Source organism: Candidatus Dadabacteria bacterium (assembly GCA_009840385.1).
Classification (GTDB): Bacteria; Desulfobacterota_D; UBA1144; order Nemesobacterales; family Nemesobacteraceae; genus Nemesobacter; species Nemesobacter australis.
Genome location: VXNX01000013.1, coordinates 562,074 through 588,661 on the forward strand (window position 1 = coordinate 562,074; position 26,588 = coordinate 588,661).

Annotated in this window: 21 protein-coding genes; 7 read left to right on the forward strand and 14 right to left on the reverse strand. The window is 52.1% G+C overall.

The window, feature by feature from the left end:
* Positions 1–2: 2 nt before the first annotated feature.
* Complete coding sequence (locus F4X55_07135) at positions 3–1,724, reverse strand: ATP-dependent acyl-CoA ligase (GenBank protein MYC40761.1); 1,722 nt, start codon at positions 1,722–1,724, stop codon at positions 3–5.
* Between the two features lie 155 nt (positions 1,725–1,879).
* Here F4X55_07135 and F4X55_07140 point away from each other — a divergent pair, with 155 nt between their 5' ends.
* On the forward strand, positions 1,880–2,851 hold the full coding sequence (locus F4X55_07140) for a sodium:calcium antiporter (GenBank protein ID MYC40762.1): 972 nt from the start codon (positions 1,880–1,882) through the stop codon (positions 2,849–2,851).
* Here F4X55_07140 and F4X55_07145 read toward each other — a convergent pair.
* The 4 genes from F4X55_07145 to trpE all read right to left on the reverse strand — a co-directional run bounded on the left by F4X55_07145 (position 2,840) and on the right by trpE (position 9,004).
* Complete coding sequence (locus F4X55_07145; GenBank protein ID MYC40763.1) at positions 2,840–4,558, reverse strand: ATP-dependent acyl-CoA ligase; 1,719 nt, start codon at positions 4,556–4,558, stop codon at positions 2,840–2,842. The two genes, F4X55_07140 and F4X55_07145, sit on opposite strands and share 12 nt — an antisense overlap.
* Positions 4,559–4,807: 249 nt before the next feature.
* A complete protein-coding gene (locus F4X55_07150; GenBank protein MYC40764.1) occupies positions 4,808–6,583 on the reverse strand; it encodes a glutathione-regulated potassium-efflux system protein KefB in 1,776 nt (591 codons plus the stop codon).
* Positions 6,584–6,926: 343 nt separating this feature from the next.
* Positions 6,927–7,496 carry an aminodeoxychorismate/anthranilate synthase component II gene (locus F4X55_07155; protein ID MYC40765.1) on the reverse strand — a complete coding sequence of 190 codons (570 nt, stop codon included), beginning with the start codon at positions 7,494–7,496 and terminating at the stop codon, positions 6,927–6,929.
* Positions 7,497–7,516: 20 nt separating this feature from the next.
* A complete protein-coding gene (trpE, locus tag F4X55_07160; protein ID MYC40766.1) occupies positions 7,517–9,004 on the reverse strand; it encodes an anthranilate synthase component I in 1,488 nt (495 codons plus the stop codon).
* A gap of 109 nt (positions 9,005–9,113) precedes the next feature.
* On the opposite strand from trpE, the gene F4X55_07165 reads away from it, so the two are divergent.
* A complete protein-coding gene (locus F4X55_07165; GenBank protein ID MYC40767.1) occupies positions 9,114–10,472 on the forward strand; it encodes a phosphomannomutase/phosphoglucomutase in 1,359 nt (452 codons plus the stop codon).
* Here F4X55_07165 and F4X55_07170 read toward each other — a convergent pair whose 3' ends face one another.
* Complete coding sequence (locus F4X55_07170) at positions 10,473–10,880, reverse strand: hypothetical protein (GenBank protein MYC40768.1); 408 nt, start codon at positions 10,878–10,880, stop codon at positions 10,473–10,475.
* A 154-nt stretch (positions 10,881–11,034) separates the two neighbouring features.
* Here F4X55_07170 and thiD point away from each other — a divergent pair, with 154 nt between their 5' ends.
* Positions 11,035–11,817 (forward strand): bifunctional hydroxymethylpyrimidine kinase/phosphomethylpyrimidine kinase, encoded by a 783-nt coding sequence (gene thiD / locus F4X55_07175; protein MYC40769.1) that lies wholly within the window; start codon positions 11,035–11,037, stop codon positions 11,815–11,817.
* A gap of 227 nt (positions 11,818–12,044) precedes the next feature.
* Positions 12,045–12,779, forward strand: coding sequence for a hypothetical protein (locus F4X55_07180; protein MYC40770.1), 735 nt, complete (start codon positions 12,045–12,047; stop codon positions 12,777–12,779).
* 60 nt (positions 12,780–12,839) lie between these two features.
* Here F4X55_07180 and F4X55_07185 read toward each other — a convergent pair whose 3' ends face one another.
* Entirely contained in the window at positions 12,840–13,187 is a 348-nt protein-coding gene (locus F4X55_07185) for a hypothetical protein (GenBank protein ID MYC40771.1), read from the reverse strand.
* Positions 13,174–13,953 carry a DUF4065 domain-containing protein gene (locus F4X55_07190; protein MYC40772.1) on the reverse strand — a complete coding sequence of 260 codons (780 nt, stop codon included), beginning with the start codon at positions 13,951–13,953 and terminating at the stop codon, positions 13,174–13,176. Before F4X55_07190 ends, F4X55_07185 begins: the two co-directional genes overlap by 14 nt.
* A 204-nt stretch (positions 13,954–14,157) precedes the next feature.
* Between F4X55_07190 and folD the strand changes: the two genes are divergently transcribed.
* Positions 14,158–15,015, forward strand: a complete 858-nt coding sequence (gene folD, locus F4X55_07195; protein ID MYC40773.1) for a bifunctional methylenetetrahydrofolate dehydrogenase/methenyltetrahydrofolate cyclohydrolase FolD — start codon at positions 14,158–14,160, stop codon at positions 15,013–15,015.
* 13 nt (positions 15,016–15,028) lie between these two features.
* On the opposite strand, the gene folK is transcribed toward folD, so the two are convergent.
* Positions 15,029–15,586, reverse strand: coding sequence for a 2-amino-4-hydroxy-6-hydroxymethyldihydropteridine diphosphokinase (folK, locus tag F4X55_07200; GenBank protein ID MYC40774.1), 558 nt, complete (start codon positions 15,584–15,586; stop codon positions 15,029–15,031).
* Between folK and F4X55_07205 the strand changes: the two genes are divergently transcribed.
* Positions 15,587–15,865: a 4a-hydroxytetrahydrobiopterin dehydratase gene (locus tag F4X55_07205; protein ID MYC40775.1), complete on the forward strand. Its 279-nt coding sequence runs from the start codon at positions 15,587–15,589 to the stop codon at positions 15,863–15,865. It begins immediately after the preceding gene.
* 29 nt (positions 15,866–15,894) lie between these two features.
* Here F4X55_07205 and F4X55_07210 read toward each other — a convergent pair whose 3' ends face one another.
* The 4 genes from F4X55_07210 to F4X55_07225 form a co-directional block, all read right to left on the reverse strand.
* Complete coding sequence (locus tag F4X55_07210; protein ID MYC40776.1) at positions 15,895–16,161, reverse strand: hypothetical protein; 267 nt, start codon at positions 16,159–16,161, stop codon at positions 15,895–15,897.
* A gap of 23 nt (positions 16,162–16,184) precedes the next feature.
* Positions 16,185–19,040: a preprotein translocase subunit SecA gene (gene secA / locus F4X55_07215; GenBank protein MYC40777.1), complete on the reverse strand. Its 2,856-nt coding sequence runs from the start codon at positions 19,038–19,040 to the stop codon at positions 16,185–16,187.
* 111 nt (positions 19,041–19,151) lie between these two features.
* The gene (gene smc, locus F4X55_07220; GenBank protein MYC40778.1) at positions 19,152–22,691 is read right to left on the reverse strand and encodes a chromosome segregation protein SMC; all 3,540 of its coding nucleotides are present in this window, start codon (positions 22,689–22,691) and stop codon (positions 19,152–19,154) included.
* A gap of 257 nt (positions 22,692–22,948) precedes the next feature.
* Positions 22,949–24,538, reverse strand: coding sequence for a hypothetical protein (locus F4X55_07225; GenBank protein ID MYC40779.1), 1,590 nt, complete (start codon positions 24,536–24,538; stop codon positions 22,949–22,951).
* Between the two features lie 152 nt (positions 24,539–24,690).
* On the opposite strand from F4X55_07225, the gene F4X55_07230 reads away from it, so the two are divergent.
* The gene (locus F4X55_07230; GenBank protein ID MYC40780.1) at positions 24,691–25,644 is read left to right on the forward strand and encodes a 2-phospho-L-lactate transferase; all 954 of its coding nucleotides are present in this window, start codon (positions 24,691–24,693) and stop codon (positions 25,642–25,644) included.
* Between the two features lie 7 nt (positions 25,645–25,651).
* Here F4X55_07230 and F4X55_07235 read toward each other — a convergent pair whose 3' ends face one another.
* The gene (locus tag F4X55_07235; GenBank protein MYC40781.1) at positions 25,652–26,587 is read right to left on the reverse strand and encodes a sucrase ferredoxin; all 936 of its coding nucleotides are present in this window, start codon (positions 26,585–26,587) and stop codon (positions 25,652–25,654) included.
* Between the last annotated feature and the right edge of the window lies 1 nt (position 26,588).

Consider the following 26,588-nt stretch of genomic DNA (forward strand, 5'->3'; position numbering starts at 1 on the left):
ACCTACTTTCTCGCGCTGAATTTAAGACCCGTTTCGTTTCTGTCCCAGGTGTTGTCGGTGATTTCCTTTATCTCGGCAACTTTCACTTTCTGGGTCGCAGTTACAGGGAACCCTTCCTCGTAAACCTCTATGAACCTGGGAACCATGGCCACTATGACCCTTTCGGCCATCCACTTGGAGAACTCGACCGGATCGAATTCCTCACCCGCCTTGAGCGTCACGCAGAGCTTGACCTCGTCATCCGAAACGTTCGGAAGCCTTATGCCGACCGCTATGGCCTCCTGGATCGCGGGATAGAGCATAGCCTCGTCTCCGACGGCTACCGGATCCACGTTTTCACCCGAAACCCTGATGCGGCTGAATCTTCCAACAAAATAATATCTCCCGTCAATACCTCTGGCGAAGAGATCATCCGAATTGAAAAAGCCGTCATCGTCAAACGCCTCTCTGGTTCTTCTCTCGTCCTTGAAATATTCATTCAGGGTTGTATGCGGAACAAGCGGCTTTACGAAAAGAAGCCCCTTGGCCTCGTCGGGAGGAGTAATATCGTCGGTAGAGTCCCAGAACGGTCTTACCACGGCATCGATATCTTCGGGGTCTCTGAGCTCAACGTAATATCCTTCCATGGGAAAACCCGATGACCCTGGACGGTGATCCTCGGGATCTTTCCAAAGAACCATGCCCATCTCGGTCGAACCATATCCGTCTATTACCCTGACCCCGAACCTTTCCTGGAATTCCTTCAGGTTTCTCGGAGCCGGTGAACCCAGCATTATCCTTACGTTGTGCTTCTGATCCCACTCGCTCTCGGGCGCCGCCCAGAGGTACTCGGCAACCGCCCCCAGCATGTTAATGCAAGTAGCGCCGCACCCGCCTGCCCACTTCCAGAAATTAGAAGCGGAAAATCTCGGGAAAAACACGGCCGTCGCACCAGACGCCATGGCACTGAAAAGACACATTACCTGAGCGTTAGCGTGGCCGAGGGAAAGTATGCTCATAAGCACGTCATCGCTCCTTACCCCCTGCTGCTGCAGATAAGAGCGAACCGTCATGATCACTCCTCCGTGATCCCTGGCAACCCCCTTGGGCATCCCGGTAGTACCGGACGTGAACATGCATCTCTCCATGTCGGCTGTAGTAACATCCACCCCGGGATTAGTATCGTCATATTTGTCGAATTCTGAAAAAGGTAGTGCTTTTATGCCCCCGATTTCTTCAGGAGGGCTGTCAACCGTTACGAAAATCACTTCAAGATGCTCGAGACTGTCGCCAATCTCTTCTATAAATGATATGCTCCCCTCGTCAATAACAAGGGCTCTCATGTCCGAATAGTTGATCACGTAGGCAAGTCTTTCGCCCTTTTCGTCCTTGTTTACCGGAACCTGCACTCCGCCACACTTGTGTATGGCGATAATCGATATCACGTGCTCAGAACAGTTAAGCATGTACATGCCTATTTTGTCCCCTTTCTTTATGCCGAACCCCTCGGAAAAACCATTTGCCACCCTGTTGGCCCATGCGTTGGTTTCCGCGTAAGTGTAGCTCTCGACAATGTTTCCATCCCGGTCTCCGACCTTGAACATTGCCTTTTCTGGAAACGCTTCGGCACCTTTTTCGAGATTTCTAGTTATAGGTTCCCACTGCGAAGTGTCCTCAAATCTGCCGAAGGGAAGGTCTCCGCTCCCCAGATAAGAAGCTTCGCGCGGTTTGAATAATAATTGCATTTACTGTAACCTCCTGAAAGTCTTATAACGTTGGAAATAAAAAAACACCCGGACTATTATAGGTTAATCGGTGCTTCATTGCAAACCTTGTTCTTTCCGGTTCCTGAAAAAAGCTCTGGCCTGCCATATAAGGACTGAGTTCCGCTTCTGATCATATGGAAATTTTGAATCTGCTGATTTTTGTCGCAAGTTTATTTGTTCTCTGGAAAGGAGCCGACTTCCTCGTTAAAGGCGCATCGGGGATCGCGAAGCTGACCGGCATGGGTGCTTTTCTCGCAGGATTTATTGTGGTCGCACTTGGAACATCCGCTCCTGAATTCGTGGTTTCCCTCATAGCCATCGTAATGAACTCAAGCGACATAGCGGTCGGGAACATGGTCGGGAGCAATATCGCTAACATCGGGCTTATTTTCGGCCTGACAGTCCTTATAAGTCCCATAATGATAAGCAAGGAAGCATGGAATGAGCAGAAGCTTCCACTTGGTTTCCTAGTGCTTATGACTCTTGCCGCTTATGGTCTCAGCCGCATGGGATTCTCCATCGGAAGAGGCGAGGGGGTACTGCTGTTTTTTCTGCTCATCGTCTTCTTGTCTGTTCCCTACAGAAGATCAAGGGAAGAAAAAAACGAGATTTTGTCCGCCCAACAAAGCGACAGCGGGTGGAAACTTCTTTTCTACGTGGTCCTAGGCTCCGTGCTTCTGTCGGGAAGCGCGCATTTTCTTGTTAAAAGCGCAATAGGGATGGCGACAGAGCTTGGAATAAGCGAACTGTTCATAGGCGTAACGGCGGTTGCTCTCGGAACCTCACTTCCGGAACTTGGCGCTTCGCTTGTGGCAGCGTGGAGAAAAGAACAGAACATAGTGGTGGGAAACATAATAGGCAGCAACTTCTTTAACCTCGGCTTTCTGGGTCTCGTGGCAGTCATCCGGCCCCCCGTAGACGTAAACCAAAATATGTTCGGGAACACGTCCGAATTCGCATTTCTTATCCTGCTTACAGTCCTTTTCGTGGGATTAATCGGAAAAACCCGGATCAGCAGCAGAAACAGGATCGGAAAAAAGAAAGGGGCGCTTCTGCTTATCCTTTATGCGGCATTTCTGTATTTTATCTCAGGCTCACTTTCTTGATCTGAGCTTGAGCCCGCTTTCGTGCCTGTCCCAGGTGGAATCGGATATATTCTTAAGTTCTGAAACCGCGATCTTCTGCGTTGAGGTGAGCGGAAACTCCTCGTAGATTTCGATGAACCTTGGAACCATGGCCACCATAACTTTCTCGGCCATCCACTCGCAGAACTCCACGGGATCGAAGTCCGCACCTTCCTTGAGTATCAGGTTAAGCTTGATCTCGTCATCCGATATGTCGGGCAGTCTCAGTCCTACGGCCACGGCTTCCCGAACGGAAGGATGTTCCTCCGAGACATCGGCCACAGCTACCGGATCCACGTTCTCTCCCGACACCCGTATCCTGCTGTAGCGACCCATGAAGTAATATCTGCCGTCGGTCCCTGCGGCGAACAGGTCATCCGAATTGAAAAAACCTTGGTCGTCAAAGGCGTTTCTCGTTCTCTTTTCATCCTTGAAATATTCATCGAGGGTAGTGTGCGGAACTAGGGGCTTTATGAAAAGAAGCCCTTTTTCCTCCTCGGCGGGAGCGGGATTCTCATCCACATCCCAGAGTTTGTCTATGATTTCGTCTGTGTTTTGCGGGTCTCTTATTTCAAGGTGGTATCCCTCGACAGGAAATCCGCAGGAACCGGGTTTCTCGTCCTCGGGGTCTTTCCAGAGCGGCATTCCCATCTCGGTCGAGCCGTAGCCCTCCACTATCTTCGTGTTGAACCTTTCCTCGAACTCGCGAAGCTTTTTCGGCGCGGGGCCTGAAAGCATCATCCTTATCCCATGCTTTGAATCCCATTCAGACAGCGGCGAAGCCCATATGTACTCGGGCACCGCCCCGAGCATGTTCGCCCCGGTCGCCCCGCATCCGGCTGCCCATTTCCAGAAATTGGAAGCGGAGAATCTCGGGAAGAAAACAGCAGAACCACCAACAGCTACTGAAACAAAAAGGCACATCACCTGGGCGTTCGCGTGTCCCAGGGAAAGGATCGTCATTAAAACGTCCTCGCTTCTGAGTCCCTGCTGCTGTATGAAGGAGCGGACCGTCATGATCACTCCCCCGTGATCGCGGATAACCCCCTTGGGCATCCCTGTGGTGCCGGAAGTGAACATGCACCTTTCCTTATCGGCGATTGTCACGTCAACTCCCGGGTTTTCGGATGAGTATTGGTCAAAAGTGGAAAAAGGAAGTGTCCTGATGCCCCCGATATCTGCCGGAGCATCCTCCGAGACAAGAAAAATCGCCTCAAGGTTCTCAAGCTTATCCGCTATCTCACTTATGTAGGGAAGGCTCTGGGTGTCAACCACGAGCACACGCATCTCGGAGTAGTTTATTACGTAAGCCAGCCTATCGCCTTTTTCATCCTTGTTTATCGGAACCTGGACGGCGCCCGATTTGTGCGCGGCGATGATCGATATAACGTATTCGGAACAGTTGAGCATATACATGCCGACCTTGTCCCCTTTTTCTATGCCAAACTCATCGACAAGACCATTTGCCACCTTGTTCGCCCAAGAGTTGGTCTCGCCGTAGCTGTAGCTTTCTGCTACTTTGCCGTCCGAATCCCCGAGGCTGAACATCGTTTTTTCCGGATATGACTCAGCCCCCGCCTCAAGGTATCTGGTTATTGGAAGCCATTTGTCGGTATCGTCTAAGGGGCCGTTTGGAAGAGTCCCTTTCCCTATGTATTTTTCGTCTCTCGGACGCAAAGGCAGTTTCATTTTTTCCCTCTTGCGTATTTTAGTTTCAGGATAAAAATGGGAACTTTTGACGGTTCTTAACCATTGTCTATTCTGAGCGTCCTAGTTTACCTGAAAAACAATTGACCGGAACTTGATATCCACACGCTTACGGCCTACCGGGTTATTGTGCGTTTTCTTTAAACTGACAAAAAACGCTGTTCAAAGGACTTCCGCTTAATTTTGCACAACTTGAATTGGCTAGTATGGCCGGATTCGCAAAAAAACTTATCAAGTTTTATTTTCGACGCGGAGACTGGTTTTTTTATCTTCCTTGAACAATTCCTTTAGTTCCTGTGTCGTATCAAACACATCTTCGGGAAACCCGGCCTTATCGTGATAAACCGCCATCTGATTATCCAGAGCTTGGGCATCGTGTTCTCGAAATGCCTGAATTATCCTCGCCGCATCGGGCGGGGTTAATCCCAGATGCTCAAGCAGCTGGGTTGAAAGAGCAAGGCTTGAAAGTAGAGTCTCGCGAATCACGGAAGTCACTCCAAGCTCGCGGAGCTTTATTTCGTGAAAACGATTCCTAGCACGTGCCATGATTTTAAGGTTCGGAAAAGAGTTAGATACTTGGCTGACTATTTTCAGAGACGATTCGACATCGTCAATCGCCACGATAATCGCAGGAGCCCGGTCAATATGAGCGGACAGCAGAACCCGCAGGCTTGATGCGTTGCCATAGTATGTTTCGCTTGCAAACTGACGAACGAAATCAACCCTCTTGGGATCGAGTTCAATTACCGTAAACGGAATTTCAAGTATGGTCAGTATTCGGGCTACAGTCTGGCCGAACGGACCAAAACCTACGATGATAACGGAATTTTGCGATCCATGAGTTTCCTCTAACGGCACAGGTGCACTGTCCTTTTCGGCACCGAACCGGGAACCGAGCGCAACGAGAAAAGGTGTTGCTGCCATTGACAGCGTTACCACCAAAACGGCAATATCGACAATGAATTGATCTACAAGCTGCGCCGAAACGCCTATGGTAAACAGAATAAAGGCAAACTCCCCGCTCTGGGAAAGCACAAGTCCCGTCCGTACCGCTTCATCGTGCTTAAGACCCTGCAATCTGGCAAGCGGGTATATAACGAGCGATTTTACGACCATGAGAACCGCAGTCAGTCCGACGATTAAAAGCGGCTTGCTGATCAATAAACCCAGGTTGGCCGACATGCCGACCGCAATGAAGAAAAGACCCACAAGCAACCCCTTAAAGGGCATTACGTCCGCTTCAAGCTGGTGGCGATACTCAGAATCGGCAACCATAACGCCCGCTACGAAAGCCCCGAGCCCCATTGAAAAACCGATGCTGTGCATCGCTAAGGCAGCGCCTGTCACGAGCGTAAGCGCGGCGGCCGTGAAAAGTTCATGGACTCCCGTGGAGGCAACAAAACGCAGGGCGGGGCGAAGCGTAAACCGAGCAATCACGAATCCAGCCACAACAGCGATAAGAAGCAGCAAGTTCAACGACACCGAATCCCCGGGCTTAGAAGACAAGATGCCTATTAAGGCTATTGCAGGGATAACGGCAACATCCTGCATAAGCAGCGTGCCGAAAGCCGCACGTCCATGGGGCCTGTTAAATTCCTTGTGCTCCCCGAGCCACTGCACGACAAATGCCGTGCTTGAAAGAGCAAGGGAGAACCCGATCAGCATTGACGCAGGCGTTCCCATCCCCAGCAACATGAAGCAGAGCACCGCAATGACGACTGAAGTGATAAGGATCTGGGTTATACCCAGCCCGAAGAGAAATCTCCGCATGGTCCAGAGACGATGCGGACGAAGTTCGAGACCGATGAGAAACATCAACAAAACGATTCCGAACTCAGCGAAGTGCAGAACTTCCGTTGCATTGCCCACAAGCCCGAACACGCTTGGACCGATCAACAATCCGACAAGCAGGTAGCCAAGCACGCTGCTCAATCCGAACTTACGGCAGACAGGAACAACGACAATCGTCGCCAGCAGGAAAATGAAAGCTTCAACCAGAAGACTCATCTGACCTCCTGCGAAACGGACTCGAATCCTGCTCTCTTAAAACTTCTCTTTGTTTAACCAACTCAGACATAGCTTACTCCTTCGGGACTTTGCGCTCACACTGAAATGTGGGCAAGTAAAAACAGACCGTAAACCGCTTTTTCGGTTCAGGGCCGCATTTGGGTGAAAAGCCGGTCAAAATGCGGTCCTATGCTCTAAATATGTTAATAAGTCGAAAGGGTTTCTCAAACAGGAAAAAAGAAACGGTTCCTCTGCGGTTTGCAAAACGGGATGAAAGATTCAGAACTTGGTTATTTCCCAGGATACGGAGTTATGAGGAAGAAACGGGAAAGCCGTATCGGCTTTACCCATAGTAGTCAATAAAGTTTCTTAGAAGATCCTTTCCACACTCTGTAAGGATGGACTCGGGATGGAACTGAACGCCCTCAACGGGGAATTCCCTGTGCCTTATTCCCATGATCTCACCTTCCTCGGTCCAAGCGGAAATCTCGAACTCAGGGGGAAGAGATTCCTCTTCAACAAGAAGCGAATGATATCTAGTGGCTTCAAAAGGATTAGGAAGGTCTTTGAAAATAGTTTTTCCGTCATGGAGAATCGGGGAGGTTTTTCCGTGCAGAAGTCTTTCAGCCCGCACTATGTTCGCCCCGTGGGCGTAGCCAACCGCCTGGTGTCCCAGGCAGACGCCGAGAATGGGTTTTTTCCCGACGTACCTTTTTATTATGTCGACCGAAAGCCCCGCCTCCTTGGGCGTACAGGGACCCGGAGAGATTACAATCATGTCGGGGTCGAGGCCGTCCACGAAATCAAAATCAAGACTATCGTTTCTCTTCACCTCGATCCGCTGGCCGAGCTCCCCGAGGTAATGAACCAAGTTATAGGTAAAGGAATCGTAATTATCGATCATCAAAATCATTTTCCTTTCGCTCTCGGTCATCAGATTCCGTCCTTCGCAAGCTCAACGGATTTAACCAAGGCCTTTACCTTGTTAACCGTTTCCTGGTACTCGGTCTCGGGATTCGAATCGGCTACTATGCCGGCTCCCGCCTGTATGTAGACTTTACCGTCTTTTATCACAAATGTTCTTATTGTTATGCAGCTGTCCATATTGCCCGAGAAACTGAAGTAACAGACGCAGCCTCCGTAGGCCCCTCTCGTTGCCGGCTCGGCCTCCTCAATTATTTCCATAGCCCTTACCTTGGGCGCCCCGGAAAGGGTGCCCGCCGGGAAAGTCGCCTTTATTACGTCAAAGGCATCCGCCCCGTCGGCAAGCAACGCGGTCACGTTGGAAACTATATGCATCACGTGGGAATATCTCTCCACAACCATGAACTCTTCAACTTTGACCGAGCCCGTGTCGGAGACCCTTCCCAGATCATTTCTCGCCAAGTCAACAAGCATTATATGCTCCGCTCTTTCCTTAGGATCCGCAACGAGTTCGGCCGCAAGGTCATCGTCCTCGGAAACGGTTTTTCCCCTGGGCCTGGTCCCGGCTATAGGCCGGCTCGCTATTCTTTCTCCCTCGACCCTAACCATCACCTCGGGAGAAGATCCGGTGAGCATTTCATCTCCCATCCTCAGGAAAAACATGTACGGAGACGGATTTAGCATCCTAAGGGCCCTGTAAAGATCAAAAGGATCAACTCTAAGGTCCGTTTTCCACCTTTGCGATATGACCGCCTGTATTATGTCTCCCGATTTTATGTATTCCTTGGTTTTCAGGACCGCTTCTTTGAACTGCTCGGGCTCGAAATTGGACTCAAGTTCGAATTCTTCCTCGGAAGCACCTTCGGAAATACCGTTTGTAAACGTCTCGTCCAGTGAACTTCTAAGCTTTCCTCTAAGCTCGGCTATTTTCGCCAGGGATTTTTCGTATTCCTCTTTTGCGTTTTCTGCGTCGGGAACATAGGCGTTTGAAATGATCTTTATCTTGCTGGTGACGTTATCGAAGGCCAAAACGGTGTCCATGATCATGTAAATGGAATCCCACAGGTCAAGCTCATCGGGAGAAGTGTCGGGAATATCTTCGATGAACCTCACCATGTCGTAACCGAAATAACCGACCGCTCCACCGTGAAACCTCGGAAGTTCCTCGCAGGAAACCGGCCTGTAGCACGAAAGCAGATCCCTTAGCGCCAGAATCGGATCGCCCGTTAACGCTTCGGTTTCCCCGTCCGCACGCATTATCTCGATGCTTCGGCCCTTGGAGCGGAACACCACCGAGGGTTCCGTGCCCATAAAACTGTAGCGCGCCCACTTGTCTCCTCCTTCGACGCTTTCGAGAAGAAAGGAGTACTCGGGCGATTCTATCTTCCTGAAAACCGAAACCGGGGTGTCATAATCGACCAGAACCTCCTCCCACACGGGTATAAGATTCCCGTGTTCGAGGTGTTCGAGAAACTGCTCGTAGGAGGGAGAAATCATGAGAGGAAATGATAAGACCCGAAAAACTAAAGTCAAGAAAGGAGGCTTCCATAAATTCCCGGGGACATTATAATTAAGGGCTTGAAAATAAAGGAGCAAGTGAAAGTTGATTCCCGATAAAGCGATATTCAGAGAGTACGACATAAGGGGCATAGCGGGGGAGAGCATCACAGAGGAAGTCGTCGAGAGGATCGGAAAAGCCTACGGAACCATGGTAGCCGATGGCGGCGGAGCGGAGGTTTCCGTGGGATACGACTGCAGGAAATCTTCCCCGGCATTTCGTGACGCGCTTTGCGAAGGAATAACCTCAACCGGCGTGGGGGTAGTCGACATAGGAATGGTGACGACTCCCATGGTTTATTTTTCCACCTTCACCTCGGGCGTCGACGGCGGGGTGATGGTAACCGCGAGTCACAACCCCTCCGAATACAACGGGCTTAAAATGTGCGTTGGCCAGGACTCCCTTTTCGGCGAAGGCATACAAAGAATAAGAAAATCGGTCGAAAAAGGAAAATTCAGAGCGGGAAAAGGGAAAAAAAGAGAGACCGATATAATTGAACGCTACCTCGAGTTTTTCGAGCGGAATCTCCACATAGACCCGGGGATAAAGGTCGCTGCCGACGGCGGCAATGGAACCGCGGGGGTTGCCTGCCCGGAGATACTCAGAAGATTTGGCTGTGAGACCCACGAGCTTTACATGGATCCCGACGGGGATTTTCCGAACCACCATCCGGATCCCACGGTCGAGGAGAATCTCTCCGACATAAAGAAAAAAATTGTGGAAGCCGGTCTTGACGTGGGTTTGGCATTTGACGGGGACGCGGACAGGATAGGTATCGTCGATGAGCGGGGAAGCTCCATGAGCGGCGACATGCTGCTTCTTGTCTATTCGCTTGATCTTCTCGAAACGAATCCGGGAGCGACCATAATAGGGGACGTTAAATGTTCGGGGAATCTTTTTGCCAAGATACGGGAAGTTGGCGGAAACCCCATCATGTGGAAAACGGGTCATTCCGTTATCAAGGACAAGATGAAAAAGGAGGGTGCGGAACTCGGAGGGGAAATGAGCGGCCACATCTTCTTTAAACACAGATTTTTCGGATACGACGACGCGCTATACGCGGGACTTCGTTTTCTCGAAATTCTCTCGAAAACGGGCAAAAAAGCATCTGAATTGCTCTCAGGACTTCCAGAGACTTTCGCGACTCCTGAAATAAGAATCGACTGTCCGGATGAAATCAAGTTTCAGGTTACCGAAGCGGTAAAGAGAAAGCTCGGGGAGCAAAACGAAGTGATCGATATAGACGGGGTCAGGGTCGAGTACCCGGACGGCTGGGGGCTTCTGCGGGCGTCCAACACCCAGCCAGCCCTTGTGCTCCGGTTCGAAGCGCAGACCGAATCCAGGCTCGCGGAAATAAGGGAAACCGTGGAGAGGACGCTTAAAGAAACGATCAGTGAAATTAGCTGATCAGGAACACTCTCTTGCGGGAATGAACTTGTAGGATCTTACATCCGTTCCGTCGGGCGCCGTCTTTATCACACCGATCGTAACGGCCATCTCCTCGCCGAATTCAAGAGAATCGGGGTCTTCTGTTTCAACCTGTGCCATGACCCTTACCCCTTCCGGAAAATCAACAAGAGCGAGAACATAGGGCACCTTGAATTCCGGCATGCTTCTTCTCACGACCGTAAAGGAATGCAGAACGCCCGTGGGGCTTAGAAACTTCTCCTCCACGTCGTCTGTAAAACTCACGGGGTCCGCAAGGTACTTTGGAAAGGTCCAGTTGTCGGATTCCTTGCAGTAACCCGCGATCAGCCTAATTCTGCCCTCATCGTCGGTTGAAAACAAATCCTGTCTGAAAATATCTTCGCTCATGACACTCTCTCCTTAAACGATCGTTTAGCGTGAAGGGAAATTATATACAACTGAAAACAGTTTTCAATTCCCGCAAAATCACATTGAGGCAAAGTCCGCGTCCGGGTTTGTAAAACAACGGCCGAATTTGTAGAATCCTTACGTGCCGGAAAAAATCCCAAGAGCACTGACCGTAGCCGGGTCCGATTCAAGCGGAGGGGCGGGAATCCAGGCGGACCTTAAAACCTTTACCGCACTGGGAGTATACGGACTTTCCGTGCTCACCTCCGTTACCGCACAGAACACTGTTGAAGTAAGCGCGATACATGATCTTCCCGAACAGTTCGTGGGGTTGCAGTTCGACGCCGTGATGAGCGATATAGGCTGCGACGCGGCGAAACTAGGGATGCTTTCCAACGAAAAAATCGTCGAGACAGTAGCTGAAAAAATAGATCAGTACGGAATCGAAAAACTTGTTGTAGACCCTGTGATGCGTTCAAAAGGCGGAACCGCTCTTTTAAGGGACTCAACGGAACTTCTGAAGGAGAAGATTCTCCCAAGAGCGCTTATAGTTACCCCAAACATACCCGAGGCCGAGATACTGAGCTCCGTGAGCATAAGCGACATAAGCGACATGAAGACCGCAGCTGAGAAGATTCACTCGCTCGGAGCGAAGACGGTTCTTGTAAAAGGCGGACATCTCGCGAAAGACCACCCGGCGGTGGACCTTTTTTTCGATGGGGAGAGTTTTAAAGAGCTGGTTAGCGAGAGAATCGAAACGAAAAACACCCACGGGACCGGCTGCACTTTTTCAGCGGCAGTATGCGCTTTTCTGGCAAAAGGAATGTCTCTTTCGGCTTCCTTGGAAAATTCGAAGTCCTTTATCACGGAGGCAATAAAGAATTCCTTGGAAATAGGAAAAGGCCATGGGCCTCTTAATCACCTCGGAAAGACCTGAACCACAAGGCTGACCGATTTTGCCTGCTGCGCACCGCTACAGCTTTCGCGCCTCTTGCCGATGAACAATTTCAGCAGGGAAGTCAGGTTTTTTCTTGACTATTGTATATAATTCCCCTATCGAAAGTATCCGTCTGGAGCACGGCAAGTTTGTCCGGAACGTGAGACGCTCCGAAGAGTACAATGTAGCGAGGCGTAACGCCAGGCTTTTTCCGAGGATCAGAACAAATGCCCGAAAACCGAACCGACCGAGCACACTCCGAACCCGGAGCACCCCAGACCCGGCTGGCAATTTCGGCAGTGCTGTTCACAGTGCTGATTATCGCGACCCTGACATTGGCAGGCATTGGCGCGCGTTACTGGATCCACGGAGATTTCAACGTTATTCATGCCCTGTTGATTCTGTTCCTTTCGATTAATCTGGTGATCTGCTATTGGGAAGTATGCCTGTTCCTCAAACGCGACTATATCGAGCTGCGCACCGAATATTGGCGCAAGCGCTGGCGGGAAACGGGCCGAAAACCGGCCACCGAATTCCTTACCACAAAAGTTCCGTTGACGAGAGTGTTGTCGCCGACGGTATGGGCGGATGTCTGGGCAACCTATTCCCAGTTCGACGGTTCCTACGCAGACCGACGCACATACGGTTACACCGTGGATATTGCCAACGGCTTCGCGAGCCCGCTCCCGACGCTGATTCTCTACGTCGCCTTCACCTTCGATATTCTGTCCGCCCCCGTCGCGGGCATCGTCGGAGTGATGCTGTTCTGGCAGTTGACGTACATAACTTCAGTTTATTGGGTCAGTTTTTTCTCGGCCAATCGGCAAACCCGGATCAGCCGAGGGGATATGTACATCTACATCTGGGGGATGAATTCTCCATGGGTGCTTTTCGCGTTGCTGGGACTCTACGTCTCCATTCGCCTGATCGTGAACGGCGACTACAGCGTTCTGGGTTATTGATAACGCTTCGGCGAGCAGTCGACCCGATAATTGCCAGCTCCAAAAATCAACAGATTACGTTTAACCAGACCCAGCAACTGATTTTAAGTATTCCTTAATCCTGGTCCGATCCTCGTTTTCTTTATTTCCCTTGTAATAAATCTCAATGAATTCAACTTTCTCTTCTCGTTCAAGATACGCGTAAATAACCCGAAGAGACCTGTCGCGAAGCGAGCGACACGCCATGCGCGCTTTTACTATTTTGATAACTTCGGTGGAATGGATAACGGTAAAATTCTTTCCAAAACCGGTTGGAGAACTTGAGAGAACTTCTTTGAATATTTCCAGATCGTCGTTAAGGGTGCCGTATTTTCGAGAGAGTTTTCTTAATTCCCTCCTGAATTCAGGCAGGGAATTAAAGTTCTTCATATTCTCTGACGGAGGTTAACTGGGGACGGTAAAACACATGCTCATACTTTAGTTCCTCCCTGTCTTCGGCCACGACCCAAGGAGTATCAAGATGGGACAATTCGCTTATTTGCGCAGCAGTCATATTTTCCAATCTGCGTATTTCCCAATTTATATGCTCAAGTTCCTTGGATGAAAGAGATGATATGTCCAGTTCTTTTGAATTGACCAGATATTTCACTTGGTCGTAGTTGTGAAACTTGGTTTTTACTTTTTCGATCTTGTCTTCTTTTTCAAGCTCCTCAACGATTTTGGCGAACATTACGGGGCTGGGCCCATAAGTGTTTTTAATATACTTTGCACCGATTAACTGCTCCTCGTATTTTTCGTAGTAATCAAAGTCGATAAAATAGAGAATCTTATAGAGCACCGTCTGGCCCATATTTGGCCGGGCGCCTATTTTGGCAAGAATATACAAAAGAACCTGTTTGAACTTCTCCATTTTTTCCTGAGGAATGCTGATGCGGATATTGGATTTTTCAGCCGGTTTTTTCTTCTTGGGTTTTTCAATTTCAATCATAGGAGACGTTTGTTCCCTTTCATTAAGAAAATCCTCAATAGGCATGTCAAAAAATTCCGCAAGCTTTATCGCCTCGCTTACCTTAAGCTCACGCTTCCCAAGTTCAATCTGCACGTAAGTGGCACGAGATAAGCCGAGTTTCGAAGCAAGATGTTCTTGTGTAATAAGACACTTTTTCCGTTGTTCGCGTATAAAATCTCCTAACATTTCACTATAAACATAAAGAGGTTTGTTTTTTTGTCAATAGAAATGTATGAAATTTAATACATTTCTATCGCCGCCTAAGTACATAGTTGAGCAACCTTGTCTAAACTGTCTAGATAAATCCGGTCCAATGTGGATTAACCCGCCGGAGTCGATTATACTAATAGTTTTCCAACCAGCCATCTTTCGAAAAAAAGGGAACTGAACATGTCTAAAATCATGGATGGCAAAAAGGTCTCTCAAGACATTAAAGAATGGATCATCCGAAGGACCCAAGAACTTAAAGACCGCACGGGAGTAGTGCCCGGTCTTGCTTCCATTCTGGTCGGCGACGATCCCGCGTCCGAAATATACGTGAGGAACAAGAGAAGGGCGTGCGGAAGATGTGGAATGCTTTCAGAAGAATACAATCTTCCAGAGAAAACCACAGAACAGGAGCTTCTTTCGCTGATCGAGCGCCTCAACTCGGATGAAAAAATTCACGGCATACTGGTACAGCTTCCCCTTCCGGTCCATATGAACCCGGCAAAAGTGATAAGAACGGTGTCTCCTGACAAAGATGTCGACGGGTTTCATCCCGAGAACATCGGAAAACTGTTCCAGGAAAACCCTAGCGCCATCTCCTGCACCCCGTACGGAATAGAAAAAATTCTCGATTACTACGGCGTAGAGATATTGGGCAAGCACGTAGTGGTCGTGGGAAAAAGCAACATAGTTGGAAAACCCGCAGCGGCCTTGATGCTCAACAGGGACGCCACCGTCACCATAGCCCATATCGAAACTCGAAACCTCTCGTCTATAACCACCATGGCGGACATACTCATAGTCGCAATAGGGGATCCGCAGTTCATAAAGAAAGAGATGATAAAGGACGGAGCCGTACTAATCGATGTCGGAATCAACAGGAGCGAGAGCGGAAAGATCGTCGGCGACATTGACTTTGAGGACGTAAAGGAAAAGGCCTCTTACATAACCCCCGTTCCCGGGGGGGTGGGTCCGATGACCATAACCATGCTTCTTTGGAACACGCTTGAGGCGGCGGAGATATTCGTGCTGGGCGAGTAGCCCCAAACCGGGGTCAGAGAAACACCTCGGGGCCATCGGTTTTGGAAATCGCCTGCGAATCCCCGAGCCCGGAACATATATCCCTTACCGCCATCTTCTTCGCGGGATGCCAGGCGGCCGGGTCTATCTCGAGCAGAGGTTCCAGGACAAATCTTCTTTCGTGCGCCCTCGGGTGAGGAATTACCAAGGAATCCGTGCTTATTACGAGATCCCCGTAGAAGATTATGTCAAGATCTATCACCCTGGGGCCCCACCTCTTCGTTCTTTTTCTCCCGATCTCCCTTTCGATTGTCTTGAGATAATCAAGAAGCTCAAAAGGGGAGAGTTCCGTTTCCACCTTAGCGACAGCGTTTGTGAACTTCGGCTGATCCTGCGGTCCCACGGGATCCGATTCATAGAGGGAGGACATCGCCACCACGCGCGCACGCTTTTCTATACTCCTTAGCGCGCGGGTGAAATTCTCGCGCACGGGGCCGAGGTTGGCTCCAATGCCTATGAAAACAGCGCTTGACGAAACTTCGGATTCATTCAATGGAATACTCACCACGGTTAATATATAATGAGAAAATATATGGCACTTCTAACCGAAAAAGAAATTTCTTCCGCGCTTGAAGGTCTTGACGGATGGCAGAGGAAGGGAGAAGAGATAGAAAAAACCTTCGTTCTCAGAAACTTCGTCGATTCCATGGGGTTTGTTAACAAGGTCGCGCTTCTCTCCGAGATGGCGGACCATCACCCAGACATCCTGATCCGCTGGAACAAAGTTTCCATTACGCTTTCCACTCACAGCGAGGGAGGAATCACGGAAAAAGACGTGAGTTTGGCGGGGGAAATAGAAGGAGCGCTCTGATGCCGGCTCCCGCCGCCCTTCGCGGGGAGCTAGTCGACGTCCCTTATTTCGTAATCGTCATCGCCTAGGGTAATAGTGTCTCCCTCGGGCCCGCCGACGCGGGGGCCATCCTTTTTACCCCTGCCTGGAAACAGCTTCCTTAACACCGAAGCACCAGCCCCTAGCACTCCAAGCACAACTAGGGCCAGAACGCCGAAAAACGCGAAAAGGCAGACGGCCACGACCACGAAAAGCATTATGAAGGGAAGAGAGAAAAGAGGGGCTCTGCCCTTGCGAATGTAGATTTTTCCAGCCATTAAAACACCTTATCCTAATATTATTACCGACCGCAGCATCTTTTGTACTTCTTCCCGCTGCCGCAGGGACACGGGCTGTTTCGACCGACTTTTTTCTGCGTTCTCCTGACCGGGGTCCTGGCTTTTTCCTCCGAGCCTTCTCCCCGCCCGAGCACCATCTTCTTCTCCTCAAGCTCCCTCTTGCGCTCAAGTTCCTCGATCTGCTCTTCGCTTGCCGGCCGTATCCTGAAAAGATTCGAGCAGACGTCCATCTTGAACTTGTCCATCATGAGGGTGAACATGTCGAAGCCCTCTCTTGTGTACTCCCGGAGGGGGTCTTTCTGCGCGTACCCTCTGAGCCCCACTCCTTCCCTCAGGTGGTCCATGTTAAGAAGATGATCCTTCCAGAGATAGTCGATGTGCTGAAGCATTACGTAACGCTCGACCTGGGTAAGATTGTCAGAACCTATCTGCTCCTCTTTTTCCCGGTACGCTCCGATCAGCTTTTCAACGACTTCATCCGTTATCGCATCCGCATCCGCCTTGCCAGGAGCCTCTATAACAATCTCCGTTCCGAAGATTCTTCCAAAAGTCTCGGAAAGTACGGAGAAGTCCGACTCCGAGTCGTCGTCCTGCTGCGCCAGATAGCTGCCTACGACTTCCCGCACTACATCTTCTGAAAACGAAAAAAGCATTTCCCTCAGGCTCTCGCCACCCTCGAGGATTTCGCGGCGCTGCCTGTAGACCACATCTCTCTGGGTGTTCAGAACGTCGTCGTACCTCAGAAGATGCTTCCGTATGTCGAAATTTCTTCCCTCGACCTTTTTCTGCGCGTTTTCAATCGACTTGCTTATCATCGAGTGCTCTATCGGCTCCCCTTCTTCCCACCCGAGTTTGTCCATGACCCCCGTTATCCTCTCCGAGGCGAAAATGCGCATCAGGTCGTCCTCGAGGGAAACGTAGAACCTTGAAGAGCCGTCATCTCCCTGTCTTCCCGATCTTCCCCGAAACTGGTTGTCTATCCTTCTCGCCTCGTGTCTTTCGACCGAGAGAATGTGAAGACCTCCCAGTGTCTTCACCTTTTCCTTTTCCGAATCGCAGATCGACTTGGCCTCGAAAAGCGCTTCCTCGTACTGCTTGGGCTCCGCCTCGTCGGGCTCTATCCTAAACTCTTTCCTCAGAATATCCCTCGCGAGAAACTCCGGGTTTCCTCCGAGCAGTATGTCCGTCCCCCGCCCCGCCATGTTGGTCGCTATAGTGATTGCTCCCACCCTGCCTGCCTGGGCCACGATTTCGGCCTCCTTCCCGTGCTGCTTGGCGTTCAGTATGTTGTGGCGAAGACTCATCTTTTCAAGGTGGGCGCTCAGTTTTTCCGACTGCTCGATCGAGGAGGTGCCGACAAGCACCGGCCGGCCGGCGGAATTCATCTCCCCTATCTCGGCGCACGCGGCGTTGAACTTCTCGCGTTCGGTCTTGTAGACAACATCGTTGTGATCCTTTCTTATAAGCGGCTTGTGGGTCGGTATCACCGTGACGTCAAGATCGTATATATGCTTGAACTCAAACGCCTCGGTGTCGGCGGTACCGGTCATCCCGGCAAGCTTCCTGTACATCCTGAAATAGTTCTGGATGGTTATGGTGGCCATAGTCTGGTTCTCGCTTTCGATTTCCACCCCTTCCTTTGCCTCAACCGCCTGATGAAGCCCGTCGCTCCACCTGCGTCCGGGCATGAGCCTTCCCGTGAACTCATCGACTATCACCACCTTTCCGTCCTGCATCATGTAGTCAACGTCGCGGCTGAAAAGGGTATTGGCCTTTAGAGACTGGTTCACGTGGTGGAGAACCTTGAGGTTTACGGGGTCGTAGAGGTTCGGGATGTCAAGCGCCTTCTCCACCTTGGAGACCCCCTCTTCGCTGAGATCCACCTGTCTTGTCTTTTCGTCCACCGTGAAATCGCTTTCCCCGGAGAGTCTCTTTACCACCCTGTCCACATCGTAGTAAAGATCTGTCGAGTCTTCGGAAGGTCCAGAAATTATGAGCGGGGTCCTTGCCTCGTCTATCAGAATGCTGTCGACCTCGTCCACTATGGCAAAATTGTGGTCGCGCTGAACGTAGTCCTCAAGGGAAAACTTCATGTTGTCGCGCAGGTAGTCGAAGCCGAACTCGTTGTTCGTGCCGTAGGTAACATCCGCCCCGTAGGAATCCTGCCTGGAGCAGGGCTCGAGGCAGGTCTTAAAGGAATTAATGATCTCAAGATTTTTTTCCGGGAGAATGTCGCTTGAGATGTACTCGTTCGGCCAGGCGGTCAGGCTCTTCTCCATAGCCTCTTCAGCCCGCTTCGGATCTTCCCACACAAGCACGTAGGAGGCGTCGTGATTTATAACCCCGACTTTCATGTCCAAAACCATGAAAATCGGCGACATCCAGGTGGCATCTCTCGCGGCGAGGTAATCGTTTACCGTGACTAGGTGGGAACCGAGTCCCGTGAGGGCGTTTAGATAGAGCGGGAGGACTGCTACAAGGGTCTTTCCTTCCCCTGTTCTCATCTCGGCTATTCTTCCCTTGTGAAGAACTATCCCCCCTACCATCTGGACGTCGAAGTGCCTCATGGCTATTGTCCTCCTCGACGCTTCCCTGACGGCGGCAAAAGCCTCGGGCAGAATCTCCTCGAGGACCCGCTCCATCTCCGCGAAATATTTCTCGTCAGCAAGGTTTCCGTTCGGGCCGAGGCGGGAGTGGATCAGTTCCCGGAACTGCGCGGTTTTGGCGCGGAGCTCCTGGGTCGGGACCTCGATCAGGGTTTCCTCAAGGGCATTTACCCGCTCGGCGAGGGTGCCGAGCTTTTTTACTTCCCTCTCGTTCTGCGAGCCGACTATTTTTTTTAGCACGTAAGAAATCATGCGCCGAAACGGTCTCCTTTACTGCCGGATCCCGGAAAATCCGGGGACAGCTCTCCTAAAACAGTGTAATAATCCGTGGGAAATAGACAAGGGATGTCTCCCGGGGCGGCTTCAGGCGGCATCAAGCTTCACGCTTACCACCCTTGACGCTGCAGTGCCGTCCGTGGTTATGCCTATAAGTGCGTGAGCTTCGTGCATGGTAGTTCTGTTATGGGTGATGACGGCCACCTGGGAGTGGGTAGAGATCTCGCTGAGGATCTTGTTGAACCTCACGGTGTTCACCTCGTCAAGAGCGGCGTCTATTTCGTCGAGGAAAACAAAGGGTACGGGCTTTACCAGGCACGCGGAGATTATGACCGCTATGGCCGAGAGCGCCTTTTCTCCCCCCGACAGCAGGTTTATGGGCTGGAATCTTTTTCCTCCGGGCCTTATCATGACCTCCACACCGGTTTCAAGCATGTTAGCGGGATTCGTAAGCTCAAGGCGAGCCTCCCCGTTTTCGAAAAGCTTGGCGAAGGTCTCGCTGAACTTCTTGTTCACGGTCTCAAACGCCTCCCGGAACCTCGAAATCGACTCCCTGTCGAGTTTCCTTATCGCGCTCTCAAGGTAATCAAGCGCCCGGGCGAGATCGTCGGTCTGGCGCTGGAGAAAACTGTTTCTTTCCTCAAGCTGCTCGTGTTCCTCGGGCGCGAGCAGGTTCACGGGACCGAAATTCTCCACGCGGCGGCGAAGCCCCTTAAGTTCCCTCTCCCCCTCGGGTATCGAAACGGAGGATGGATCCGGCTTCTCGAAGGTGTCGGGAAGCTCTTCGCCGAATGCCGCGTCATACTGTTCGCTCAGATACTTAAACTCATCTTCCGCGCGCTCAAGCTGCGCCTGCGCCGAGGCAAGCCGCTCCCTGCTCGAGGAAAGCTCTGCGGAAGCGGCCTCGAACTCCTGCTCGCTTCTCTCAAGCTCCTCCGCGCAACGCGACACTTTTTCCCTGAGCTCCCCGAAGGATTCCTCTCTTAGGCCGAGGTCGCGGGATATCTTCTCAAATTCCTCTTCCGACTCGCGTTTTGAAAGGGCAAGCGCCTCCCCCTCGCGGTTTTTAAGCTCGATGTCCTTTTTTCTGAGCGCAAGCTTCTCGTTTATTACGGCCTTTATTCTTTCGGCCTCAGATATCTCGTACTCAAGAGCTCTTTCCCTCTCAAGAACCCCGGCGTTATCTATCCTGAGTTTCGTGATTCTCTCCTGAAGCGCGTTCTCCTCCTCGGCAAACTCAAGGACCCGTTTTTCTATCTCCCCGTACTTTGACTCGAGGGCGCCCCTCTGGGCGTCAAGCTGCTCTATAAGCGACCCCATTTCCTCAACTGTGCGGTTTTTGCTGCCGAGCTTGCGCTCAAGGTCCTCGCGCTGGGCCCCCAGGCTCTCGATTCTCATCCCAAGCTCCTCTATCCTGGCCTCCACGCTTGAGCGGTCCTTTACATTTTCAACCGAGCTTATCTCGCAGCGCCGGAGAAGCTCCTCGACTTCCGCGCGACGGCACTCAAGTGTGTCCATCTCCTCGCGAAGCGCCTTGCACGCAGCTTCCGATTCCGCGACATCGGCGGAGAGGATTTGCGTCTGTTCCTCAAGCTCCCCTATCTCCCTTTTTCTCTCAAACACACCCGCCGAGGATTTCCCGCCGGTTATGGCTCCGTGGGAATCGACGTAGTCTCCTTCAAGGGTGGCGAAGCACGCGCCGTTGCCCGTGTGTGTCTTAAGATTGATAGCTTCCCTGAGGTCGGAAGTGACGTAGACCTCCTGAAGCATCGAGTCTACAAGGGCTTTCTCTATCACCTTCACGTCAAGGAGGCTGTTAAGCGACTCGGCGTCCGGCTTGGCATGGGCGTTGCCCGAACCGTTTCCGTTGCCTGCACCGTTTTGCGCGAACCGGTCCGTGGCCGGTATGAAGGTTCCCCTTCCCGCATCAAATTCCCTCAGAAGCTCAACGGCGGCAACCGCCTCGGTGCTTCCCTCGACCACTATCCAGTTAAGTTTTTCCCCGAAAGCCGCCTCTACCGCCCTTTCGTAGCTTCTCGGAACGGAGACGAAGTCGGAAACCACCCCGAGCACGCCTCTCTGCTTGCGCTCGAGCACGAACTTCCGCGTGGCCTCGGGAAGCCACTCGTAATTGCTCTGTATTCTGTTAAGGGCCTCCATTCTCGAGGCACAGTCTTTTTTGCGGCCCTCAAAGCTCCTCAGTTCCCCGAGTTTTTTCTCGTGCTCAACCCTGAGGTCGTAAAGGCGTGAATCGACTTCCTCTTTTTCCTTGGCGCTCGAGGTGAACTCGCTTTTTATTTCTCCCTCCCGGCGGAGAAGCGAGGCGAGTTTCTGTTCGTACTCAAGCTTTTCAACCTCCAGGGCGGAGAGTTCCCCGTCAAGGGTGTCCTTTTTCTCCGAAAGTTCCTCAAGCTCCTTTGAGAAGGCTCCTACCGTGCTTCCGATCGAGCTTCTCCTGGTCATAACGTCCGAGAGATGGTTCCCCGTCTCCTCAAGTTCCTTTTTGCTGCGCTCCCATTCGCTTTTAAGGGCCGCGAGGTTCTGCTCCTCCCGCAAAATCTCCTCGGAAGCAGAAAGACGGCTGCTTTTAAGTTCGCCTGACTGGCGCTCGGCGCGGCTGCTTTTCGCCTCCATGTCCGAGATCTCGCGCCCCAGACTCTCTATCTCGGCTTCTATGTTCTCCACGTATCCCGAAATCCCGGCGATCTCCCGTTCAATCGAGGCCCCTCGGTATTCGTTTTCCTTTCTCTGCGCCCGAAGCTCGTATATTTCCCTCTCAAGGGATCCAAGTTCCCGGCCCGAAACGGAGTTCCTCTCCCTGGCGCTCTGAAGAGATTCCTGCTTTTCCTCCTTTCCGGCCTCAGCCGAGAATACCACCTGCTCCGCGCCCCGCTTTTTCTCAAGAAGCGTTTTCCTTCGTCCCTCGGAGTTTGCGAGCTTGGCCGAGAGGATATCGAATTCAAGCGAGCGGGCCCGCCCGGTAAGCTCCTCGTACTCCCTGGCGCGCTTCGCCTGCAGGGCCACCTCCTCAATGCGGTCCGACACCTCCCGCTTCATATCCAGAACGCGCGTGAGGTTCTCCTTGGTCGACTCTATCCTGCTTCGGGTCTCCTTTCTCCTGAGCTTGTACTTTTCGATTCCCGCGACTTCCTCTATGAACTTCCTTTTCTCTTCGGGCTTTGACATGATGAAGGACTCTATCTGGCCCTGCTCGACGATTGAGTAGGCCCTCGCGCCCATTCCGGTGTCGAGAAGCATCTCGGTTATGTCCTTGAGTCGGCACTTGACCCCGTTTATGCTGTATTCGCTCTCTCCCGAGCGGTAGAGTTTCCTTCGGATCCTGACTTCCTCGAAACCGAAGCCCTCCACCCCTTCAAGCACTAGGGACACGTCGGCCATGCCCAGGGGCTTGAGCTCCGCGCTCCCGTTGGAGATAACGTCTTCCATGCCCCCTGCGCGCAGCTGTCTCGGATTGTGCTCGCCGATTACCCACCTGATGGCGTCCAGGATGTTGGATTTTCCGCAGCCGTTTGGACCGACTATGGCGGTTATACCCTCGGAGAAGTCTATCTTCGTCTTCAGGTAAAAAGACTTAAAACCTGCTATTTCAAGCGCTTTAATTCTCATGGGAGAGCCGCGACCCGGTATAGCGACGACATTTACGCGCGTCGCTTCCCGCTTTGCGTCAAAACCCCTGCCGCAACAGGGAAATTAAAACTCCCGCGTCCATTATAGAAGCCCTGACGGGGCCAGAATCCTGAAGAAGGCCGCCGGGATACATCTTCGGCGGTTAGGTGAAAAAAGATTCCTTGTCGCCCATGGTCTTCCGGTCAGTACCATTATACCACAAATCCGGAAATATTTACAAATTCTTGGGCGGGAACTCATCCTCCCTGGGAAAGGAGGTTCTTGTTGGGAGAAATTTTGGAGCTTTCTCTCAGCTTCTCAAGCAGGCTTTCGACTACAAGCGCCTTGCGCGCCGAGACCTCTTGTCGCCTGAAAGAGTCCTTTTCTAGCCCGAAGGCCCCGCTGTCTACGGGCTTTGTTTCGGCAAGCGACACTATGTAAAAAGTCTCCCCGGACCTGTAGACGCGATCCATGGTGGGCCGGTTGCTCCTCAGCCCGAAGACATCCGATATGAAATCCCCGGACTCAACCCCAAGAGGGTTCTCCGACCTTGAGAAAAAGCCGGTCTGCTCCACCACGTGGTCAAGAGACTTAGCGGCCGCCGCGAAGCCTTTGGCAGAAGCCTTTATTTTTCCGAGGTCGCCCCCGGCGGTCTCCCTGGCCCGCTCGACGGCTTTTTCCTTATTAAGAGCCCTAAGTATCTCCCCGCGCGCGGGCTCAATCCCCGAGCGCCTCGAGCGCTCAACGCGAGTCACCTCGAAAAACCAGGTGAAATCCCGCAGAACCACGTTCGCGAGCCTGTTTTTCTTAACCGAAAAAGCCTCTCTTCTTATGGCCCCGGGAACGTCTCCGCCCACACCCCCGAGCGTGAACTCCGCGGTTTCCCGCACCTCAAGCGAACTCCTCTCGGAAAGAAGGTCGGACAGGCGTTTTTTCCGAACGAATTCCTCAAGGAACCGGTCATAGAGAAGGGAAGCCTTCCCGTCCACAAGCTGCTTCCTTATCTCCTCCCTTACCTCGTCAAGCGGTTTCGGAGTCCCGTCGGAGGCAAACTCCTCCGGGTACGTCCTGTAGTATGCCTCGATTTCCTCGTCCGAGACCTCGGCATCCCCGGCAAAATCCCCGGGAGAGAGCTTGACGTAGCGAGCCTTTCTTTTCTCGGGCTCCCAGAAAAGATCGGTGTTCGCCCTGTAGTACCGGGCGATTTCCTCTTCGCTTGCCTTCTGGCCCCCGGTGTAGTCCTCGGCGGCAAACGAGACGTAGTAAAGATCGATCTCCTCTTCGCGCATCCTGTAGATGCTTAAAAGCTCCTCGTCGCTTGCCGTTATCGAGCTGTCAAGGACCGAAACAAGCTTCTCCACCAGCAGGTCTTCCCTGTAGGAATCCTCAAAATCCTTCACGGTGCGGTTAAGCCCCCTAGAGATAAAATCCCTGTAGCGCTCGAAACCCACGAAAGCTCCGTCCACCTGGAAACCGGGATCGTTTCTTATGGCGTCCGAGAGTTCCTCCTGGCTTACCCTGATCCCGAGCTTCTCCGCCTTCTGGGCAAGCAGTTTCTTGTTAACCAGTGAATCGATCACCGCAAAATTCACGTATTCCACAAGCTCGTCCGATATTTCCTGGTCGCTTCGGCGCAGGCGGTCAAGCATCGAGTCCCTGAGGTTATAGAACTGCGCTATGGAAACCTTGTCCCCGTTCACCTCAACCGCTACTCCGCCGCTTGGACCCCGCCCGCCGATGCTTATTCCCCCCACGTATCCGAAACCGATAACGAAGGTGAGGGCAAGCAGCAAAAGCAGCGCCCTCGTGAGAAAGTTCTGCTTGTTTTTTATGATATCGAACGACAACGGGGTTTTCCTTGAAAAGACGAACTAAACTCTATACAAGCCGGTATCAACTTTCAAGCCTCCCGCGCGGGCCGCGCGGCCTCCCGGCTTGACACGGATAAGGCGCTTAAATAGCTTACAGGTGAAATGCCCGGGGGCACGACAAAACTCAGATGATAACTGCGCTTGGCGGCGGAAGCGGAGCCGCGAAATTCCTTAAGGGACTCACGGGGGTAATTCCCCCATCGGAACTCACCGTAATAGTTAACACGGCGGATGACATGGACCTTTACGGAATGAGGGTCTCCCCGGACATAGACACCATAATCTACAGGCTTTCGGGAAACATAGACGAGAAAAAAGGGTGGGGGCTCCGCGGCGACACGTTCGAGGTTCTGGGCGCCGCAGCGAGATTCGGCTTTCCGACATGGTTCGGACTCGGCGACAGGGACCTGGCCACCCACCTGTTCAGAAAGGCAGTAATTGACGCGGGCGGAACCCTGAGCGAATCCACGGCCAGGATAGCGCAGCGCTTCGGCCTAGGGGAAATGCGCATACTGCCCATGAGCGACGACAGGGTCGAGACGTGGATAGAGACCGACGAGGGCGAGATGCACTTTCAGGAATACTACATAAAGCACGCGATGCGTCCCGAGGTGCGGGGGGTCAATATAAAGGGCGCACGCGAGGCCGCTCCCGCCCCGGGAGTTCTCGACTCCATAGATGCCGCAGAGCTGGTGATCATATGCCCGAGCAACCCCATAATCAGCATAGGGCCCATACTCGAGGTAGGGGGAGTGATGGAAAGGCTCGTCGGCGCACCGGGGCTCAAGGTGGCCGTAAGCCCCCTCATGCGCGGAAAGCCCCTTAAGGGTCCCGCCGACAAGCTCATGAGAGGATTGGGGATGGAGGCTTCCTCGACGCAGGTGGCGAGGCTTTACGCCGATTTTCTCGACGTGCTCGTAATCGACCGCTCGGATGCGGCGGAGGCGGCTAGCATAAAACTGCTTGGGGTAAGCGTTTTCGTCACGGACACGGTGATTCCCGACGAGCAAAGTTCGAAACGCCTTTCGCGGGAAATTCTTGGTTTTACGGAATCTCTGGGGCGGCGGCGCGCTTCGCCCTAGGAAACGATCAGGAATCCTCTTTTTCTTTTCTCTGCGGCTCGTAGGGCACGATGCTGTAGAAAAAGAACTGGGGTATGCCCTTTACTTCCGATGAATCGCAACTCGTCCGGATCTTTACGATATGGTTCATGACCACCGTTCCTATGGCGTAAACCGTGGTTTCCCCCTCAACTCCGAACTCAACCGCGGTATAGTCCTCGTTGTCTTTCTCGAATTCCCACCTTATGTCGTAAATGCCGAGTTTTTTCAGCTCTTTCCTCAAAAAATAGTCGGAAACCTGCGAAGTCTGGGAATAACACGACCTTCCCCTGAAGCAGTCAAGAAATATTTCGCCGCGAAGGTGAGAGGAAACCACATCACCGAGATTTCCGCCGTTCACCCTCCCGTAATATATCCCCTCGGGAAGCATGATCATGTTGGCGGCGAAGCGGTGGCCTCCCACATGGCTGGTTCTCCACGCGGAAATCCCCTCTTTCTTTAAAAGCTCCCTGTAGACTTCGGCCCCTGCGACCGCACAGCATCCGTCGTGGGCTCCGTGGGTGCAGACCAGAACGAGCTTTTCCCCGCAGGAAAATTTCTCTATCTCCCCGGTGCGGACAAGCTCGGGGAGATCTATCGAGAGGAGATCTTCGTATGTTTCTATCTCGAACCTGTAGAGTTTCGGGGAAAACTCAGAAGAGTGCGCGTAGTAAAAAGCGAGGTTTCCCTTGCTTGGGCCCGGCCCTCCTATCAGCTGAATCCTAGATTCCTCAAAAGACGAAAGAAGGCCTTCAAGATGCTCTTTTACCTCCGCCGGCAGCGCGCTTTCTGGAAAAGCATCCCTTTTCCATACCCTAGAGTACTCAAGCAAAAACCAGTTCTTCACCTCAAGAGCGGTTCCGTAGAGATGTTCTCCGCTTTGAAAAGACCCCTGGGAACATGTAAGTGCTTTTTCGTCGGTCATT

Excerpts from the sequence above, each read along its gene's own strand:
- F4X55_07135 (MYC40761.1), bottom strand. The coding sequence starts at position 1,724 with ATGCAATTATTATTCAAACCGCGCGAAGCTTCTTATCTGGGGAGCGGA.
- F4X55_07140 (MYC40762.1), top strand. The coding sequence starts at position 1,880 with ATGGAAATTTTGAATCTGCTGATTTTTGTCGCAAGTTTATTTGTTCTC.
- F4X55_07145 (MYC40763.1), bottom strand. The coding sequence starts at position 4,558 with ATGAAACTGCCTTTGCGTCCGAGAGACGAAAAATACATAGGGAAAGGG.
- F4X55_07150 (MYC40764.1), bottom strand. The coding sequence starts at position 6,583 with ATGAGTCTTCTGGTTGAAGCTTTCATTTTCCTGCTGGCGACGATTGTC.
- F4X55_07155 (MYC40765.1), bottom strand. The coding sequence starts at position 7,496 with ATGATTTTGATGATCGATAATTACGATTCCTTTACCTATAACTTGGTT.
- trpE (MYC40766.1), bottom strand. The coding sequence starts at position 9,004 with ATGATTTCTCCCTCCTACGAGCAGTTTCTCGAACACCTCGAACACGGG.
- F4X55_07170 (MYC40768.1), bottom strand. The coding sequence starts at position 10,880 with ATGAGCGAAGATATTTTCAGACAGGATTTGTTTTCAACCGACGATGAG.
- F4X55_07180 (MYC40770.1), top strand. The coding sequence starts at position 12,045 with ATGCCCGAAAACCGAACCGACCGAGCACACTCCGAACCCGGAGCACCC.
- F4X55_07185 (MYC40771.1), bottom strand. The coding sequence starts at position 13,187 with ATGAAGAACTTTAATTCCCTGCCTGAATTCAGGAGGGAATTAAGAAAA.
- F4X55_07190 (MYC40772.1), bottom strand. The coding sequence starts at position 13,953 with ATGTTAGGAGATTTTATACGCGAACAACGGAAAAAGTGTCTTATTACA.
- folD (MYC40773.1), top strand. The coding sequence starts at position 14,158 with ATGTCTAAAATCATGGATGGCAAAAAGGTCTCTCAAGACATTAAAGAA.
- F4X55_07205 (MYC40775.1), top strand. The coding sequence starts at position 15,587 with ATGGCACTTCTAACCGAAAAAGAAATTTCTTCCGCGCTTGAAGGTCTT.
- F4X55_07210 (MYC40776.1), bottom strand. The coding sequence starts at position 16,161 with ATGGCTGGAAAAATCTACATTCGCAAGGGCAGAGCCCCTCTTTTCTCT.
- secA (MYC40777.1), bottom strand. The coding sequence starts at position 19,040 with ATGATTTCTTACGTGCTAAAAAAAATAGTCGGCTCGCAGAACGAGAGG.
- smc (MYC40778.1), bottom strand. The coding sequence starts at position 22,691 with ATGAGAATTAAAGCGCTTGAAATAGCAGGTTTTAAGTCTTTTTACCTG.
- F4X55_07230 (MYC40780.1), top strand. The coding sequence starts at position 24,691 with ATGATAACTGCGCTTGGCGGCGGAAGCGGAGCCGCGAAATTCCTTAAG.
- F4X55_07235 (MYC40781.1), bottom strand. The coding sequence starts at position 26,587 with ATGACCGACGAAAAAGCACTTACATGTTCCCAGGGGTCTTTTCAAAGC.